This window comes from Chitinimonas taiwanensis DSM 18899 (assembly GCF_900119825.1).
GTDB lineage: Bacteria > Pseudomonadota > Gammaproteobacteria > Burkholderiales > Chitinimonadaceae > Chitinimonas > Chitinimonas taiwanensis.
On sequence record NZ_FPKR01000002.1, the window covers coordinates 268,387 to 284,078 of the forward strand.

Here is a 15,692-nt window from a genome sequence, read left to right on the forward strand (position 1 = left end):
AAATTGGTCGCTCAACGAGGGCAATGGCTGAATGGTGGCTGTTGGGCAGATTGCCGCCTATCTTTGGAACCAAGGCCAATGGCCGCTAAGGCCGAGCAACAGCCCGTCATAGTCGAATCAACCCTGGCTGAGTGTCTCCGTCCAGAAAATAGACATACCACCTTGCACACATCAGCCAGCGCGTCTCTCAAGCTGCCCCCCTGCCCCATCACTCCCCAAGCACCCCACCACATAATCAATCCACACCCTGAGCTTGGCCGGCAGAAAGCGGTTGCTCGGGTAGAGCAGCCAGGCGGTGCCGGCGTAGTCGGTCAGGTGTTCCCAGTCGGCTAGCACGGTGTGCAGTTCGCCACGCGCCAGTGCGGTGCGGGCGGCGAATTCGGGCAGGCTGGCGATGCCGAGGCCGGCCAGGGCGCCTTCCAGGCGTACCTCGCTGTGGTTGGCTACATAGCGGCCGCGCACGGCCACTTCGGCGCTTTCGTTGCCGCGTCGGAAGCGCCAGTGGCGGTCGCGCTCGTCTTCGCCCAGGTACAGGCAGCTATGTGCGGCCAGGTCGCGCGGCTGTTGCGGTGTGCCGTTGGCGGCCAGATAGGCGGGGCTGGCGGCCAGCAGGTGGCGTATCGGCATCAGCGGGCGGCCGGCCAGGCCGGGCGGTGGGGCGTCGGTGATACGGATGGCGAGGTCAATGGCCTCCTGGTACAGGTCGACCGTGCGGTCGGTAATGACCAGCTGCACGTCCACCTCCGGGTATTGGGCCAGAAAGCCGGCCATCAGCGGGTGGATGACCTGGCGGCCGACCGCCTTGGGCATGCTTACGCGCAAGAGGCCGCGCGGGGTGGCTGCGTCGGCATCGGCCAGCGCCCACACTTCGCGCGCGGCGGCCAGCATGGCCTGGCAGCGGCCATAGGCGGCGCTGCCGGCTTCGGTCAGGCGCAGCTTGCGCGTGGTGCGTTCCAGCAGGCGCACGCGCAGCTGGCCTTCCAGGCGCGCCACCTGGCGGCTGACGGCCGAGGGCGTGCTACCCAGCTGGCGCGCGGCGGCCGAGAAGCTGCCCGCCTCCACCACGCGGGCAAACACGGCCATATCGGGCAGGCTATCGATCTGCATATTCATGCCTTTCCAGCACAGGTGCTATTCCATTTCAGATCATTATCGCCCTGAATGCATGAATGGATAATCCCCATCGACCCGATACGATGAGGATTTGCCATGACAACTACACTGAGCCTGGCGCAGCCCAAAGCCCTGCTGCGCCTATCTGACATCACCCTGCTGCTGGTGGCGCTGGTATGGGGCACCAGCTATGGCGTGGCCAAGGGCGCGCTGGCCTTTTACCCGGTGCTGGGCTTTCTGGCCGTGCGTTTCCTGCTGACCTTTGCCCTGCTGCTGCCCAGCCTGCTGCGCGCCAGCCGGGCCGAACAGCTGGCCGCCTGGCGCAGCGGCCTGCCGCTGGGCGGGCTGATGCTGGGCATCTTCCTGTGCGAAACCTATGGCGTAGCGCACACGCTGGCCAGCAATGCGGCGTTTCTGATCAGCCTGTGCGTGGTGTTCACCCCGCTGGTGGAATGGGCGCTACTGGGCAACCGGCCTAGCCGCGCGGTGTTTGGCTTTGCCGCGCTATCGCTGCTGGGCGCAGCCATGCTGAGCGGTGGGCTGAGCGGCCAGCTGGGCCTGGGTGATGGGCTGATGCTGGCGGCGGCCGTGCTGCGCGCGATTACCGTCTGCCAGACCAGCAAGCTTAGCCGCGCCCACCCGGCGCCGGCCTTGGCACTGACTGCCGTGCAGGCGGCGGTGATCGGCTTGGGCAGCCTGCTGCTGGCGCTGGCCCTGCCCGGTGGCTTGCCGCCGCTGCCCAGCGCACCGGCCTTCTGGTGGGCCAGCGTTTACCTGGTACTTGGCTGCACCGTGTTCGCCTTCTTTGCGCAGAACTGGGCGCTCAAGCACAGCGCGCCCAGCCGCGTGGCCCTGCTGACCAGCAGCGAACCGGCCTTCGGCGCCCTGTTTGCCGTGCTGTGGCTGAACGAAAGCCTGAGCCCGCTGGCCAGGCTGGGCGGCACGCTGATTGTGGCCGCCGCGCTGTGGACCAGCTGGCGACGCGATTAGGCATGGCGTGTGCCGCCGCGCTAACGCGCATTGCCATCGCGGCGCGGATGCGACACCGCGCTGGCAAGCGCACAAATGACATGGACAGGCATCACCGCCCGGTTAAAATCGCCGCCCCTATATGAGCCGACAGGCCGCGCGTCATGCCGCTGCAATACGCAGCTGCGATAAGCAGCGTGGCCGCCACGGCGGCTCGCCAGACAAAAGCAACCGGTCTCCGGGAGGAAAAACCATGTCGTCCATCTCTTACCGCCACTGCCTGGCGCTTGGCGCCCTGCTGCTTGGTGCCTGCGCCAGCCAGCCCGTTGCCCAGCAGCCAGCCAATCTGCCGCCGGCTGATGGCAAGCCCAGCCTGGCTGCCCATGCCAGCAACCCCACGATCGCCGCGCTCAGCTATGTCGACAGCGTGCAGTGCGATAGCAGTGTGGATGCCGACCTGCTGTTCGGCCGCGGCCAGCAGCTGTACGAGGAAGACAGCGATGCCGCCCAGCAAAAGGCCGCCAGCTGCTTCGAGCTGGCAGCCAGCAAGGGCGATGCCGATGCGCGCTGCTATCTGGCGGTGATTCTGCGCGGTGGGCGCGGCGTGCCGGCCGACCGGGTGGCCGCCACCCAGCAGCTGCGCGAAGCCGCCAAGCGCAATAACGCCTGCGCCGAATACGGCCTGGGTAATGCCTACCTGGAAGGCGATGGCGTGAAGGCCAATGCGGCCGAAGCGCGTCGCTGGCATCTGCGCGCCGCCCACAATGGCATGAGCAGCGCCCAGCTGCTGGTGGCGCAGCGCTATGAACAGGCGCGCGACCGCGTGAACGCCCTGATCTGGTATCAGCTGGCCGCCGAATACGGCGAGCCGGGTGCCGCCGAACAGGCCAGCGCGCTACAGGCCAAGCTGAGCAAGGCGCAGCGCGCCCAGGTGGCCAAGCGCTTGGCGCAGACCAAGCGCAAGGTGATGCCGCTGGATACCGTGAGCAAGGGCCACTACCAGCGCAATGTGCTGTCCCTGCTTGGCCATGTCGACCGCTACTTCCCGGCCCTATATCGTGGCCTCGACCAGCAGCAGCGCTTCGCCAAGACCCTGGCCTGGGCCGATAGCGCCTATGCACGCGGCTTTATCAGCCCGCGCGATTTCACCTTCTACGTGAATATCATCGGCTTCCTGGGCGAGGACGCGCTGAACGGCAGCGGCAAATGGCCAGCCATCGACCGCATCCTGGCCGACAGCCAGTTGAGCGCCCCGGAACGTATCGAACAGGCCGCCATCAAGGCGGAATCGCTACAGCGCGCTAGCAACTAACTGGGGCATTCATGACCTGCATCCTTCGCGCCAGCGGCAAGCATTTTGATGTTGATGACTTCATCTCGAAGTCATCGCTGATTACCAGCTCGCTTTGGCGCAAAGGGGAGAAGCGCTTCCCTAATAGCAGAACGAATGAAACAACCAACCAGGCTTCGGGCATCCGAATTGTTGCAAGTGAGGCCGATTTCTCCGAGCTGTCACGACAGATTGAAGATGTGATCGCATTCCTACGTCAGCACCTAGATGCCATCAAGATGCTGACTGCCTTTCACGGCGTGGAAGGCGCGGTTCTCGACTTCGGTGCTGAGCTGCATCCGCCTGGCTGGGCATCGTTCACTTTCCCGACGGAACTGCTGGCCCTTGCAGGCGCTACGGGTGTATCGCTCTGTGTGTCTGTCTACCCGAGCGATCCTGAAGACGACACCGACGTCCAGGCTGTTGGGACCTAGTTGGCTGCCAAAATGAATGAAAAGCCCGCCGTTCTTCAACGGCGGGCTTTTTCATGACTGACCGACAGGCCGGCGCAGTGCTTAGCGGCAGCGGAATACCTTGTAGTCGCGCTCGCCGTCCTTGATCGGGCCGGCGGCGGCGATGGTGTCGCCGCCCTGCCCGACCGCCGAGTTACGCGCCAGGGTGTTCAGCTCGATGATGATCTTGCCCGGATCGCGCTCGACCGGGCCAAGCTTGCCCAGCACCTTCACATGCACACTGCCCTTGGGCGTACAGGCGGTGGTCGCTTCCAGCGTGCTCACCTGTACCGCCTCGGCGGCCGGCTGCAGGGCAACGAAGGGCGCGCAGGCGCCCAGGCTCAGGAGCAAGGCCAGGCTCAGACCAAGCTTGCTAGCGTGTTTAGTCAACATCGTATCGATTCCTCCAACAGGGGCATGCACGGGTCAGACCCGACGAGCGCGCCAGTGTAAGCGCATGTGTGGCCCCGGGCCAGTTCAGGGCGCTTGCAGCAACCCCTTTTTTCGTCGCGATGCGGCGTTGCGCGTGAAAAATTTCTCCTTAGCTATCAGACATAGCTGACGTCGAAATTTTTCACTCGCGCCTTGCCTCGCTTAGAAACAGAGGCCTCTGGAAGCCCCCTTCAGGCTGCGGCCAGATAGCCGGCCAGCTGGGCCGGGTCGACATTGCCGCCCGACAGCACCACGCCCACACGCAAGCCGCGCCAGGCATCGGGCTGGCTCAGTAGCGCAGCCAGACCCAGGCAGCCGGTCGGTTCCAGCACCAGCTTGAGCTGGCGGGCCGCGAAGCGCAGCGCATCAAGCAGGGCCGCATCGTCCACCGTGCGTATCTCGGCCACATGGCGGCGGATCACCGCGAAGGTCAGCTCGCCCAGCTGCTGGGTCTGCGCGCCATCGGCCACGGTGCGCGGGGTGGCAATGCGCACGCGCTCGCCGCGCTGCAAACTGAGCTGACCATCGTTACCTGCCGCCGGTTCCACCCCGACCACGCGGCAGGCCGGGGACAGCGCCTGTGCGGCCACCGCGCAGCCCGACAGCAGGCCGCCGCCACCCAGCGGGCTGAGCAGCACATCCAGTTCGCCGCATTGCTCGAACAACTCCTTGGCCAGCGTGCCCTGCCCGGCCATCACCAGTGGATGGTCGTAGGGCGGCACCAGGGTCAGGCCCTGCGCCCGCGCCAGCTCGCGACAAATCGCCTCGCGGTCTTCACGGTAACGGTCGTACAGCAGCACCTCGCCGCCATAGGCACGCGTGGCGGCCAGCTTGGCCGGCGGCGCATCGTTGGGCATGACGATGACGGCGCGCATGCCCAGCTCGCGCGCGGCCAGCGCAATCGCCTGCGCATGGTTGCCAGACGAAAACGCCACCACGCCGGCCGCGCGCTGGGCCGGGCTGAACTGCAGCAGCGTGTTGAAGGCCCCGCGCAGCTTGAAAGCGCCGCTGTGTTGCAGGTTCTCGCACTTGAGGAAGACCTGTGCGCCGCAGTGCGCATCGAGCAGCGGCGAGTGCAAGGCCGGGGTGCGCTGCACACGCGTGGCGATGCGTGCCTGGGCGGCACAGATGGCCGCATAGTCGATGGCCAGCATGGGGCTGGCGCTGGCGTTCATTGCCAGCCCCGGCGCAGCGGGCGGCTCAGCAGCACCAGCTGGCGCGCCAGGCGCAGCAGCACACCCGCCAGCCCCTGCCGCGCGCGCAGCCGCCAGGGTTTGGCCGGCGCGGCTGGGCAAAGCTGCAGCTCAACCGCGCTGACCGCATACAGCACCACCCAGCCCGATTCATGCAGCCGCTGCGCGCTGCCCCCCAACAGCAGTTGGGGTTCCTGCAGCATGGTGTCGGCCAGCCAGCGCGGCGCCGGCATCAGGTAGACCTTGCCGCGCAGCAGATGCAGCGTACTGCCCTTGGCGGCCCAGAACTGCAGGCTACGGCCGGCGGCCAGGTGCTGGATGGGGGGATGGGCTGCGCTCATGGGCGACTCCGGATCGGCGAACAGGGAGTGCACAGCTTAGGCCGCGCCCCGGCGCGCCAACAGGCACAAGCCGCGTACTTCGCCAGCAGAACAGCGTAGGGTTTTGCCATCTGTTACGTAGCAGAAGGCCCGCATCTGTATCTGTTCTGCCTGGCCCGCCGGCCAAATAATCGCGCATGCACACCGAAAACCTCTACCAGCAGCTGGCCGGCCATTATCTGAAAGCCATCGACGCAGGCACCCTGCGCAGCGGCGACCGCATGCCTTCGCTGCGCGTGATGATGGAGCGGCATGGCGTGAGCCTGTCGACCGCCTTGAATGCCTGCCGCCAGCTCGAGCAGAGCGGTCATCTGGAAGCGCGCCCGCGCTCGGGCTACTTTGTGCGCAGCCTGCGCCGCAGCGGGCTGGCGCCCAGCACCGAACCTAGCCAGCAGCTGCCCGACCCGGCCCAGTATGTGGGCATACACGAGCGCGTCTCAGCCATCATCGCCCAGGGCCAGCAGCGCCCGGTGGCGGTGAATCTGGCCGGTGCCTGCGGCGCGCCGGCGCTCTACCCGAGCGAGGCGCTCAAGCAGGGCGTGCTGCGCGCGCTGCGCCAGCGCCCCGATCTGTTCGGCCATGCCGGCCCCAGCACGCCGAATGGCGAGCCAGCATTCCGTGCCGCCATGGCGCGCCAGGCACTGGTGTCGCGCATCAAGCTGTCGCCGGACGAGATCATCGTCACCCATGGTTGCATCGAAGCGCTTAACCTCGCGCTGCGCGCGGTCACCCAGCCGGGCGATGTGGTGGCGGTCGAATCACCGACTTTCTTCGGCCTACTGCAGATTCTGGAAAGCCTGGGACTGAAGGCGCTGGAGATTCCCTGCAGCCCGCAGACCGGCATCTCGCTGGAGGCGCTGGAGCTGGCCGCGCATACCTACCGCGATATCAAGGCGCTGGTGGTGGTACCGAATCTGCAGAACCCGCTCGGCAGCACCATGCCCGATGCCAACAAGGCCGCCCTGGTGGCCTGGTGCGCGGCACGGCAGATTCCACTGATCGAGGACGACACCTATTCGGCCCTGAGCGATAGCGAGGCCCCGCAGGCGGCGCTGAAGGCCTGGGACCAGGACGGCAATGTCATCCACTGCGCCTCGCTGCACAAGATTCTGGCCCCCGGCATGCGCCTGGGCTGGATTGCCGCCGGACGCTGGCAGGCGCGGGTGGAAATGCTCAAGTACGCGCAATCGCGCTCTACCGAGGTGCTCGGCCAGATCGCCGTGGCCGACTATCTGGACAGCGGCGCCTTCGAGCGCCATCTGCGCCGCCTGCGCGCCAGCCTGCGCAGCCAGCGCGAGCAGGTAGCCGAGGCGGTCGCGCACTACTTCCCGGCCGGCACGCGGCTCAATCTGCCCAATGGCGGGCTGGCGCTATGGGTGGAAATGCCCGGCCAGCGCTCCTCCGAGGCGCTATTCCATGCCGCGCTCAAGGAAGGCATACGCATCGCGCCGGGGCTGATGTTCTCCAACTCCAACCGCTTCAACGCCTATCTGCGCATCAGCTGCGGCATGCCCTACACGCGCGAGCTGGAACACGCGCTGCGCCGGCTGGCTGCATTGGTGGCCGCGCTGCCTGAACAGCAGGCATGAAAAAAGCGCCCCAAGGGGCGCTTTTTGCTGGCGCGATGCCACGATCAGACGATCAGAACCACTGTGCGTGGAACACGCCCTCACGGTCGGTACGCTCGAAGGTGTGCGCACCGAAGTAGTCACGCTGTGCCTGGATCAGGTTGGCCGGCAGGCGTTCGGCGCGGTAGCTGTCGAAGTAGGCAATCGCCGAGGCAAAGGTCGGCACCGGAATGCCGTCGATGACCGCGGTGGCCACCACCTCGCGCAGCGCGGCCTGATATTCATTGGCGATCTTGGCGAAGTGCGGGTCGAGCAGCAGGTTCACCAGCTGCGGGTTGCTGGCGTAGGCATCGGTGATGTTCTGCAGGAAGCGCGAACGGATGATGCAGCCGGCGCGGAAGATCTTCGCGATATCGCCGTAATTGAGGTTCCAGCCCATTTCCTCGGACTGCTTGCGCATCTGCTCAAAGCCCTGCGCATAGGAAACAATCTTGGACAGGAACAGCGCGCGGCGCACCGCTTCGATAAAGGCCGAACGGTCGCTGACCGCGGCACGGGTAGCCGGGCCGCGCAATACCTTGGCGGCTTCGATGCGTTCGCTCTTCAGCGAGGAGATAAAGCGGGCGAACACCGATTCGGTGATCAGCGGCAGCGGCACACCGAGGTCGAGCGCGCTCTTGCTGGTCCACTTGCCGGTGCCCTTCTGGCCGGCCGAGTCGAGGATGTAGTCGACCAGCTCGCCACCGGCGCCCTGGTCATCGCCCTTCTTGAAGATCTTGGCGGTGATGTCGATCAGGAAGCTGTCGAGCTCGCCACGGTTCCACTCGGCGAACACCTCGGCCAACTCGGCATTGCTGAGGTTCAGCACGCGCTTGAGGATGTCGTAGGCTTCGGCGATCAGCTGCATATCACCGTACTCGATGCCGTTGTGCACCATCTTCACATAGTGGCCGGCGCCATCCGGGCCGATATAGCCGACGCAGGGCTCGCCATCGGGCGCGCGCGCGGCAATCTGCTTCAGAATCGGCGCCACCAGCTGGTAGGCCTCGCGCTGGCCACCTGGCATGATGGCCGGCCCCTTGAGCGCGCCCTCTTCACCGCCCGATACGCCAGTGCCGATGAAGTTGAAACCGAGCGCGGACAGCTCCTTATTGCGGCGGATGGTGTCGGTGTACAGGGTGTTGCCACCGTCGATGATGATGTCACCCTTGTCCAGCAGCGGCTTCAGTTGCTCGATGGTGGCATCGGTGGCGGTACCGGCCTTCACCATCAGCAGAATGCGGCGCGGTGTTTCCAGCGAGGCCACGAAGTCTTCCAGCGTGTGGAAAGGCACCAGACGCTTGCCGGGGTTTTCTGCCATGACTTCATCGGTCTTATCGGCCGAGCGGTTGTAGATGGAGACCGAGTGGCCACGGCTTTCGATGTTCAACGCCAGGTTGCGGCCCATGACGGCCATACCGATGACGCCAATTGCTTGCTTGGACATGGATTTTTCCTACTGGGCACGGCCGGGTGCGCCGCGCGAATACTGAATATTGAATGCCAGCCTGATGGGCTGTGTGCCGGGTGCTAAGCCTTTGATTGAAGGACGCACTTTGCTATGGGGGCGCTTTTTACCAGCATATGCCACATGTAGTGCAAATTAATGCACTACATGATCGATCAGAACAGTCGCTATTCAGTCGCGCGGCCCGCCCAGTTGACGGCAGGCCGGGCCTTGCAGCGGACTATGGCCTGACATCGCCACAGTCCGCACTGTCTGCCGCTTAGCGCTGGCAGCTGGCCGGTGCGGTAGCCGCCACCACGGTGCTGTAGTGGTAGGCATAGTCGCCGCGTATCGCCTGCGTGCCGTCCTTGCCCGCATGCTCGCCGATGATCCAGGTATCGGCCTTGGCAATGCCGCCCTTGGCAAAGGCGGCGATATCGGTAGTGGCATTGCCGTAGGCGCGCACGATCTTTAAGCCCACCGTCTCGCGCAGATAGCGCACATAGTCGGTCTTGTGTTGCTCGGTATTGGGTGGAATCGGCCCATCGCCATACGGGTTGCTGCGGTAGTGCCAACCCAGCAGCTGCTGGCGGCCAAACCATTCGCGCGCATCGCGGGTCACCCAGTAGGGCCGCGCGGTCAGATAGATGATCTGATAGCCCTTCTGCTGATAGGCGCGCACCACCTCGGGCGCGTAGTAATAGGCGCTGGCGGTCTTCAGCCCCGCATAGTCGGCATAGGCCTCGAAGTCATTGATGGTCAGCGTGCCGTCGATATCGAACAGCACCGCCTCGCGTGCCGGGTCGACCACGCTCAGATAACCCTCCACCGCCGAGCCATCGCCCTCCACCACCATGCGCACGCGGTACTCGCCCACCGGGCGCGGCGCAATGCTCAGGCTGATCTTGCCATCGCTATTGCTGAGCTGGCTGCCCAGGTATTCCCAGCCACTCATGCCGCTGCCGTACAGGTAGACATGCACGCGTTCGTCTTCCAAGTCCTTGTGCAGCACCGCGTCGTAATCGAACTTGCCCACCAGGGTGGCCGGCTGGCCGGCCGCCACCAGGCTGTCGTGCACCATATGCCAGGGCTGGTACAGGCTGGCCAGCAGCTTGCTGCCCAAATGGCGGAAACTTTTCTTGGCCGGCGTGGGCGCGCTGGGTGCCTGCTGGGGCGTGCGGTAGTCGGGGCAGGCAGCCTGAGCGGCCAGACTGGCCGACAGGGCAAAGCAGGCCAGCAGTGATAGCGGTTTTTGCATTGATCTTGCTCCATGTCTTATTGGTCGATGCCGCACAGCGCGGGCCCCTTGCTGCAGAGGGCCAGGCGGCGCAGCAGTGTGGGCAACATAGATGACATAAGCATGAAAGCAAGCGCTCGGTTCCGCTCCTTCCCCGAGCGTGGCCAGAAAACAAAACAGCCCGCCGGTTTCCCGACGGGCTGTTTCGCAAGGCCAGTAGCTGGGCTTACACCTTCACGGTGTCGGCCACGTCCTGGTAGTCCTTGATTTCATTGAAGTTCATGTACTTGTAGACCTGGGCCGACTTGGCAGTCAGCACGCCCATATCGGCCATGTACTCTTCCTTGGTCGGAATACGACCCAGCTTGGAGCAGATGGCGGCCAGTTCAGCCGAACCGAGGTAGACGTTGGAGTTCTTACCCAGACGGTTCGGGAAGTTACGGGTCGAGGTCGACATGACGGTCGCGCCTTCCTTCACCTGCGCCTGGTTACCCATGCACAGCGAGCAGCCCGGCATTTCCATGCGTGCGCCAGCAGTGCCGAAGGTGCCGTAATGGCCTTCGTTGGTCAGTTGCTCGGCGTCCATCTTGGTCGGCGGGGCCACCCACAGCTTGACCGGGATGTCGCGCTTGCCTTCCAGCAGCGTGGAAGCGGCACGGAAGTGACCGATATTGGTCATGCACGAACCGATGAACACTTCATCGATCTTGGCACCAGCGACTTCGGACAGGGTCTTCACATCGTCCGGGTCGTTCGGGCAGGCCACGATAGGCTCGTGGATATCGGCCAGATCGATCTCGATCACGGCGGCGTATTCGGCGTCGTCGTCACCCTTCAAGAGTTCCGGCTTGGCAATCCAGGCTTCCATGGCCTTGATACGGCGTTCCAGCGTGCGGGCATCCTGGTAGCCGTTGGCGATCATATTCTTCATGAGCGTGATGTTCGACGTCATGTATTCAATGATCGGGGCCTTGTCGAGGTGCACGGTACAACCGGCAGCCGAGCGCTCAGCCGAAGCGTCCGACAGTTCAAAGGCCTGCTCCACCTTCAGGTCGGGCAGACCTTCGATTTCCAGGATGCGACCGGAGAAGATGTTCTTCTTGCCGGCCTTGGCCACGGTCAGCATGCCAGCCTTGATGGCATAGAGCGGAATCGCGTTCACCAGGTCGCGCAGGGTCACGCCCGGCTGCATCTTGCCCTTGAAGCGCACCAGCACCGATTCAGGCATATCCAGCGGCATCACACCGGTGGCGGCGGCAAACGCCACCAGACCGGAACCGGCCGGGAAAGAGATACCAATCGGGAAACGGGTGTGCGAGTCACCGCCGGTACCGACGGTATCGGGCAGCAGCAGACGGTTCAGCCAGCTGTGGATCACGCCATCGCCCGGACGCAGGGCCACGCCGCCGCGGGTGCTGATGAAGGCCGGCAGTTCCTTGTGCATCTTCACATCCACCGGCTTCGGGTAAGCAGCGGTGTGGCAGAACGATTGCATGACCATATCGGCGGAGAAGCCCAGGCAAGCCAGGTCCTTCAGCTCGTCGCGGGTCATCGGGCCGGTGGTGTCTTGCGAACCCACGGTGGTCATCTTCGGTTCGCAGTAGGTGCCCGGACGTACGCCCTGGCCTTCCGGCAGACCGCAGGCGCGGCCAACCATCTTCTGCGCCAGCGAGAAGCCCTTGCCGCTGTCGACCGGGGCCTTGGGCAGGCGGAATTCGGTGGAAGCCGGCAGGCCCAGCGCTTCACGCGCCTTGCCAGTCAGGCCGCGGCCGATGATCAGGTTGATACGGCCACCGGCGCGCACTTCGTCCAGGATCACATCGGACTTCAGCTTGAACTCGGCCACCACAGCGCCGTTCTTTTCGATCTTGCCGGCGTAGGGGTAGACGTCGATCACATCGCCCATATCGAGCTTGGACACATCGACTTCAATCGGCAGCGAGCCGGAGTCTTCCTGCGTATTGAAGAAGATCGGCGCAATCTTGCCGCCGAGGGTCACGCCACCGAAACGCTTGTTCGGCACGTAGGGGATGTCCTGGCCGGTGGCCCACACCACCGAGTTGGTGGCCGACTTGCGGCTGGAGCCGGTACCGACCACATCGCCCACATAGGCCACCAGGTGGCCCTTCTTCTTCAGGTCTTCAATGAACTGCATCGGGCCGCGCTTGCCATCCTCTTCCGGCGTGATGCCAGGACGGGCGTTCTTCAGCATGGCCAGGTAGTGGAGCGGAATATCCGGGCGCGACCAGGCATCCGGGGCCGGCGACAGATCGTCGGTATTGGTTTCGCCGGTCACCTTGAACACGGTGACGGTGATCTTCTCTGCCACTTCCGGACGGCTCTTGAACCATTCGGCATCGGCCCAGCTTTGCAGCACCGCCTTGGCATTGGCATTGCCCTGGTCGGCCAGCGTCTTCACATCGTGGAAGAAGTCGAATACCAGCAGGGTCTTCTTCAGGCCTTCGGCGGCGATGGTGCCCACTTCGGCATCGCCGAGCAGATCCACCATCGGCTTGACGTTGTAGCCACCGACCATGGTGCCCAAGAGCTTGGTCGCCAACGCGCGGTCGATCAGCGGGCTCTTCACGCTGCCTTCGGCCACGGCGGCCAGGAAGGAAGCCTTCACCTTGGCGGCATCGTCCACGCCGGGCGGCACGCGGTGGGTGATCAGATCCACCAGGGTCTGCTCTTCACCCGCGGGCGGGTTCTTCAGGAGTTCAACCAGATCGGCGACTTGTTGCGCATTGAGCGGCAGCGGCGGGATACCCAGAGCGGCGCGCTCAGATACGTGCTGGCGATAGGCTTCTAGCATGGCGATGACCTTTTTTGCTTGCGGTTGCGTGTGATCGGGAAGCGCTTGGAGCCTTGGCGGCCCGTGGCATCTTTGTCGGGAAACCCCGCGGCGACAGCGGTATTTTAGTTGGCGAATCAGCCACTTGCCGGCTGCGCCCTACCCGCGCTGGGCGCAGGGGCTTCTTTGAAGTGCTCGCAGATTACCGCCATGCGCGGCAATGCACAAACGAGTAATTGCGACAGGTTCTGTGAGTTAAACTCACACAATGACCGCTACCCTCCCCCCATTGAATGCCCTGCGCGCTTTTGAGGCTGCAGCAAGGCTGGAGAGCTTTTCCGCCGCGGCGGGCGAGCTGTTCGTGACCCATGGCGCTGTGAGCAAACAGATAAAGCAGCTGGAAGACTGGCTGGGCGTGCCGCTGTTCGAGCGCAGCGGCGGCCGCGTCAAGCTGACCGAAGTGGGCTGGCGCTATCTGGTGCAGGTGCAGGACGGCCTCGACATCATTGCCAACGCCACCGCCCAGCTCAAGCAGCCCGACCGCCAGCGCCGCATCGTGATCAACTCGATTCCCACCTTTGCCATGTTCTGGCTGCTGCCGCGCCTGGGCGCCTTCCAGCGTGAACACCCGGATATCGAGCTGCGCCTGATGACCAGCGACCGCGATATCTCGCGCCTCGATGCGCCGTTCGACCTGGCGATACGGCGCGGCCCGGGCGACTGGCCCGGCCATGTCAGCAAGCCCTTTCTGGAAGAACGCGAGCTGCCGCTGTGCGCGCCCAGCCTGCTTGAGCGACTGCCCATCCACAGCCCGCAGGATTTGGCCCAGCACACGCTGCTGCAAGCCGACACCCGCCCGACGGCCTGGCAACGCTGGCTGACCCTGGCCGGCGTGCCCGAGCTCAAGCCGGCCGCCACCCAGCAGTTCGGCCATTTCTACCTGGCCCTGCGCGCGGCCATGAATGGCCTGGGCGTGGTACTCGGCCCGCTGCCGATGATGCAGGCCGAGCTGGATGCCGGCACCCTGGTCGCCCCGCTGCAGGAACCGAGCGTGGTGGTGCGCGGTTATTGCTGGATTGCCCCGCGCGCGGCCATGAATGACCCGACCATCCATGTGCTGACCCGCTGGCTGGAACAACAGGCCGCCAGCACCGGCATTGCACCGCAAAGCCAGCCGGGCTAAGGCGCCAGTCGGCGCCAGGTGCAGCCCATGCCGCCCAGGCGGCATTTCATCGGCGCGTGCTGGGCAGGCCAGGCCGAGCGCGCCAGCCTTGGCGCACCTTTATCCACCAGGTCCGCGCCATGCCCCATCCGCTTACTGCCCTCGGCCTGCTGGCCGGCCTAACCCTGCTGAGCCCCGCCGCGCTGGCTGCGCTCGACTTCCAGCCCTGCGCCGACCGCAGCGACTTTGCCGAGCTGGCCGACAGCCAGTGTGCACGCGTGAGCATGCCGGCCGATCACGCCCAAGCGGGTGGCGAGCAGATCGAACTGTTCCTGCGCCGCTTCCCCGCGCCGGGTCGCGCGCGCGGTACGGTCTGGCTGGTGGCGGGCGGCCCAGGTGAATCGGGCGCCATGTTCTATCCGCTGCGCCGCCAGCTCGCACAGGCCTTCCCCGGTTATGACCTGATCATCCCCGACCACCGCGGCACCGGCTTCTCGACCCGGCTCTGCCCAACCGAGGAAGCCGTGCACAGCCCGGGCGGGGCTGCGCTGGAGGGCGCCGAATGGGCGAGCTGCTATGGGAGCCTGGCGCAGGCCCCGGCCCGCCTGCAGCAATTCAGCCTGGCCCAGGCCGCCGATGATCTGGCCGCCTTGCTGGCACGCGATGCCAGCACGGGGCCGCGTTATCTGTATGCGGTGTCCTATGGCACACAGCTGAGCCTGCGCATGCTGGCCAGCCATCGCCCACGCCTGGATGGCCTGATGCTCGATTCACTGGTACCGCGCCAGGACGATGCCGCGCACGATCTATCCATGCGTTCGCACGATGTGGACCGGGCCGGCTGGCAGTGGCTGGCCGATTGCGCGGCCGACCCGGCCTGCGGGCAGGCGGCCGGCCCCAAGCTGGGCGAGCGCTACCGTGCCTGGTTGGCCAGCCAGGATGCGGCCGCCAGCGACAGCCTGCGCCTGCAGCTGGGCAGCCTGCTCGATGGCCCAGAACCGGGCCGTGATCTGATCCGCAGCCTGAACGGCCTGCTGCAGGGCGACTCGACTGCGCTGCAAACTGCCCAGGCAGCCCAGGCAGCGCGCTTGGCACCCTTTCTTGCTTACCCGCAAAGCCCACCTGCCCTACCGCTGACCCAGCTGATCAGCGCCAGCGAGAACGATCTGCAGCCCACGCGCAGTTTGGACGAGGTCAGGCGCAGCGAGGCCGAGCTCGGCTTTCTCAGCCCGCTGCCGCGCATCCTGGCCCGCCACCGCGGCAACAGCTACGCGCGCAGCGAGCTGGCATTGGCGCTACCGCTGCAACTGCCACCCACCCTGCTGCTGCATGGCAGCCACGACCCGAAGACCAGCTATGCGGGCGCAGTCAGCCATCTGCAGCTATTGCGCACGCGCGGCCCAGTCAGCCTGCACCGCGTGCAGGGCGGCAGCCATTTCCTGCTCTGGCATGCCAGCACCTGCAGCGTGCCGGCCCTGCGCGACTTCCTGGCCAGCCCGCACGCAGCACGTGCCCAGCGTGCCGATAGCGAATGCCGTCAGCCTTGAGGCCCGCGCCATCGGGCACGGCGACTTGCTTC

13 protein-coding genes are annotated in these 15,692 nt (G+C 65.4%); 6 read left to right on the plus strand and 7 right to left on the minus strand.

Annotated elements, in window-relative coordinates:
• Positions 1-171: 171 nt before the first annotated feature.
• On the minus strand, positions 172-1,113 hold the full coding sequence (locus BT173_RS03140) for a LysR family transcriptional regulator (protein WP_072427165.1): 942 nt from the start codon (positions 1,111-1,113) through the stop codon (positions 172-174).
• 96 nt (positions 1,114-1,209) lie between these two features.
• Between BT173_RS03140 and BT173_RS03145 the strand changes: the two genes are divergently transcribed.
• From BT173_RS03145 to BT173_RS03155, 3 genes are all read left to right on the plus strand, one after another.
• Positions 1,210-2,103, plus strand: a complete 894-nt coding sequence (locus BT173_RS03145) for a DMT family transporter (RefSeq protein ID WP_072427166.1) — start codon at positions 1,210-1,212, stop codon at positions 2,101-2,103.
• 232 nt (positions 2,104-2,335) lie between these two features.
• A complete protein-coding gene (locus BT173_RS03150; RefSeq protein WP_072427167.1) occupies positions 2,336-3,394 on the plus strand; it encodes a tetratricopeptide repeat protein in 1,059 nt (352 codons plus the stop codon).
• 11 nt (positions 3,395-3,405) lie between these two features.
• Positions 3,406-3,846, plus strand: a complete 441-nt coding sequence (locus BT173_RS03155) for a DUF4279 domain-containing protein (protein ID WP_072427168.1) — start codon at positions 3,406-3,408, stop codon at positions 3,844-3,846.
• Between the two features lie 81 nt (positions 3,847-3,927).
• Here the strand turns inward: BT173_RS03155 and BT173_RS03160 are convergent, their stop codons facing one another.
• The 3 genes from BT173_RS03160 to BT173_RS03170 form a co-directional block, all read right to left on the minus strand.
• Positions 3,928-4,257: a DUF4156 domain-containing protein gene (locus BT173_RS03160; protein ID WP_072427169.1), complete on the minus strand. Its 330-nt coding sequence runs from the start codon at positions 4,255-4,257 to the stop codon at positions 3,928-3,930.
• 230 nt (positions 4,258-4,487) lie between these two features.
• Positions 4,488-5,471 (minus strand): threo-3-hydroxy-L-aspartate ammonia-lyase, encoded by a 984-nt coding sequence (locus tag BT173_RS03165; RefSeq protein WP_245794118.1) that lies wholly within the window; start codon positions 5,469-5,471, stop codon positions 4,488-4,490.
• Positions 5,468-5,830, minus strand: a complete 363-nt coding sequence (locus BT173_RS03170; RefSeq protein ID WP_072427170.1) for a hypothetical protein — start codon at positions 5,828-5,830, stop codon at positions 5,468-5,470. Before BT173_RS03170 ends, BT173_RS03165 begins: the two co-directional genes overlap by 4 nt.
• A 176-nt stretch (positions 5,831-6,006) precedes the next feature.
• On the opposite strand from BT173_RS03170, the gene BT173_RS03175 reads away from it, so the two are divergent.
• Positions 6,007-7,458 carry an aminotransferase-like domain-containing protein gene (locus tag BT173_RS03175; RefSeq protein ID WP_072427171.1) on the plus strand — a complete coding sequence of 484 codons (1,452 nt, stop codon included), beginning with the start codon at positions 6,007-6,009 and terminating at the stop codon, positions 7,456-7,458.
• 52 nt (positions 7,459-7,510) lie between these two features.
• On the opposite strand, the gene gnd is transcribed toward BT173_RS03175, so the two are convergent.
• The 3 genes from gnd to acnB form a co-directional block, all read right to left on the minus strand.
• Positions 7,511-8,923: an NADP-dependent phosphogluconate dehydrogenase gene (gnd, locus tag BT173_RS03180; protein WP_072427172.1), complete on the minus strand. Its 1,413-nt coding sequence runs from the start codon at positions 8,921-8,923 to the stop codon at positions 7,511-7,513.
• Positions 8,924-9,203: 280 nt separating this feature from the next.
• On the minus strand, positions 9,204-10,181 hold the full coding sequence (locus tag BT173_RS03185) for a lipin/Ned1/Smp2 family protein (protein ID WP_072427173.1): 978 nt from the start codon (positions 10,179-10,181) through the stop codon (positions 9,204-9,206).
• A gap of 205 nt (positions 10,182-10,386) precedes the next feature.
• Positions 10,387-12,972 carry a bifunctional aconitate hydratase 2/2-methylisocitrate dehydratase gene (gene acnB, locus BT173_RS03190; protein WP_072427174.1) on the minus strand — a complete coding sequence of 862 codons (2,586 nt, stop codon included), beginning with the start codon at positions 12,970-12,972 and terminating at the stop codon, positions 10,387-10,389.
• A 247-nt stretch (positions 12,973-13,219) separates the two neighbouring features.
• Between acnB and gcvA the strand changes: the two genes are divergently transcribed.
• Positions 13,220-14,134 (plus strand): transcriptional regulator GcvA, encoded by a 915-nt coding sequence (gene gcvA, locus BT173_RS03195; protein ID WP_072427175.1) that lies wholly within the window; start codon positions 13,220-13,222, stop codon positions 14,132-14,134.
• Between the two features lie 119 nt (positions 14,135-14,253).
• Complete coding sequence (locus BT173_RS03200; RefSeq protein WP_072427176.1) at positions 14,254-15,660, plus strand: alpha/beta hydrolase; 1,407 nt, start codon at positions 14,254-14,256, stop codon at positions 15,658-15,660.
• Positions 15,661-15,692 lie beyond the last annotated feature (32 nt).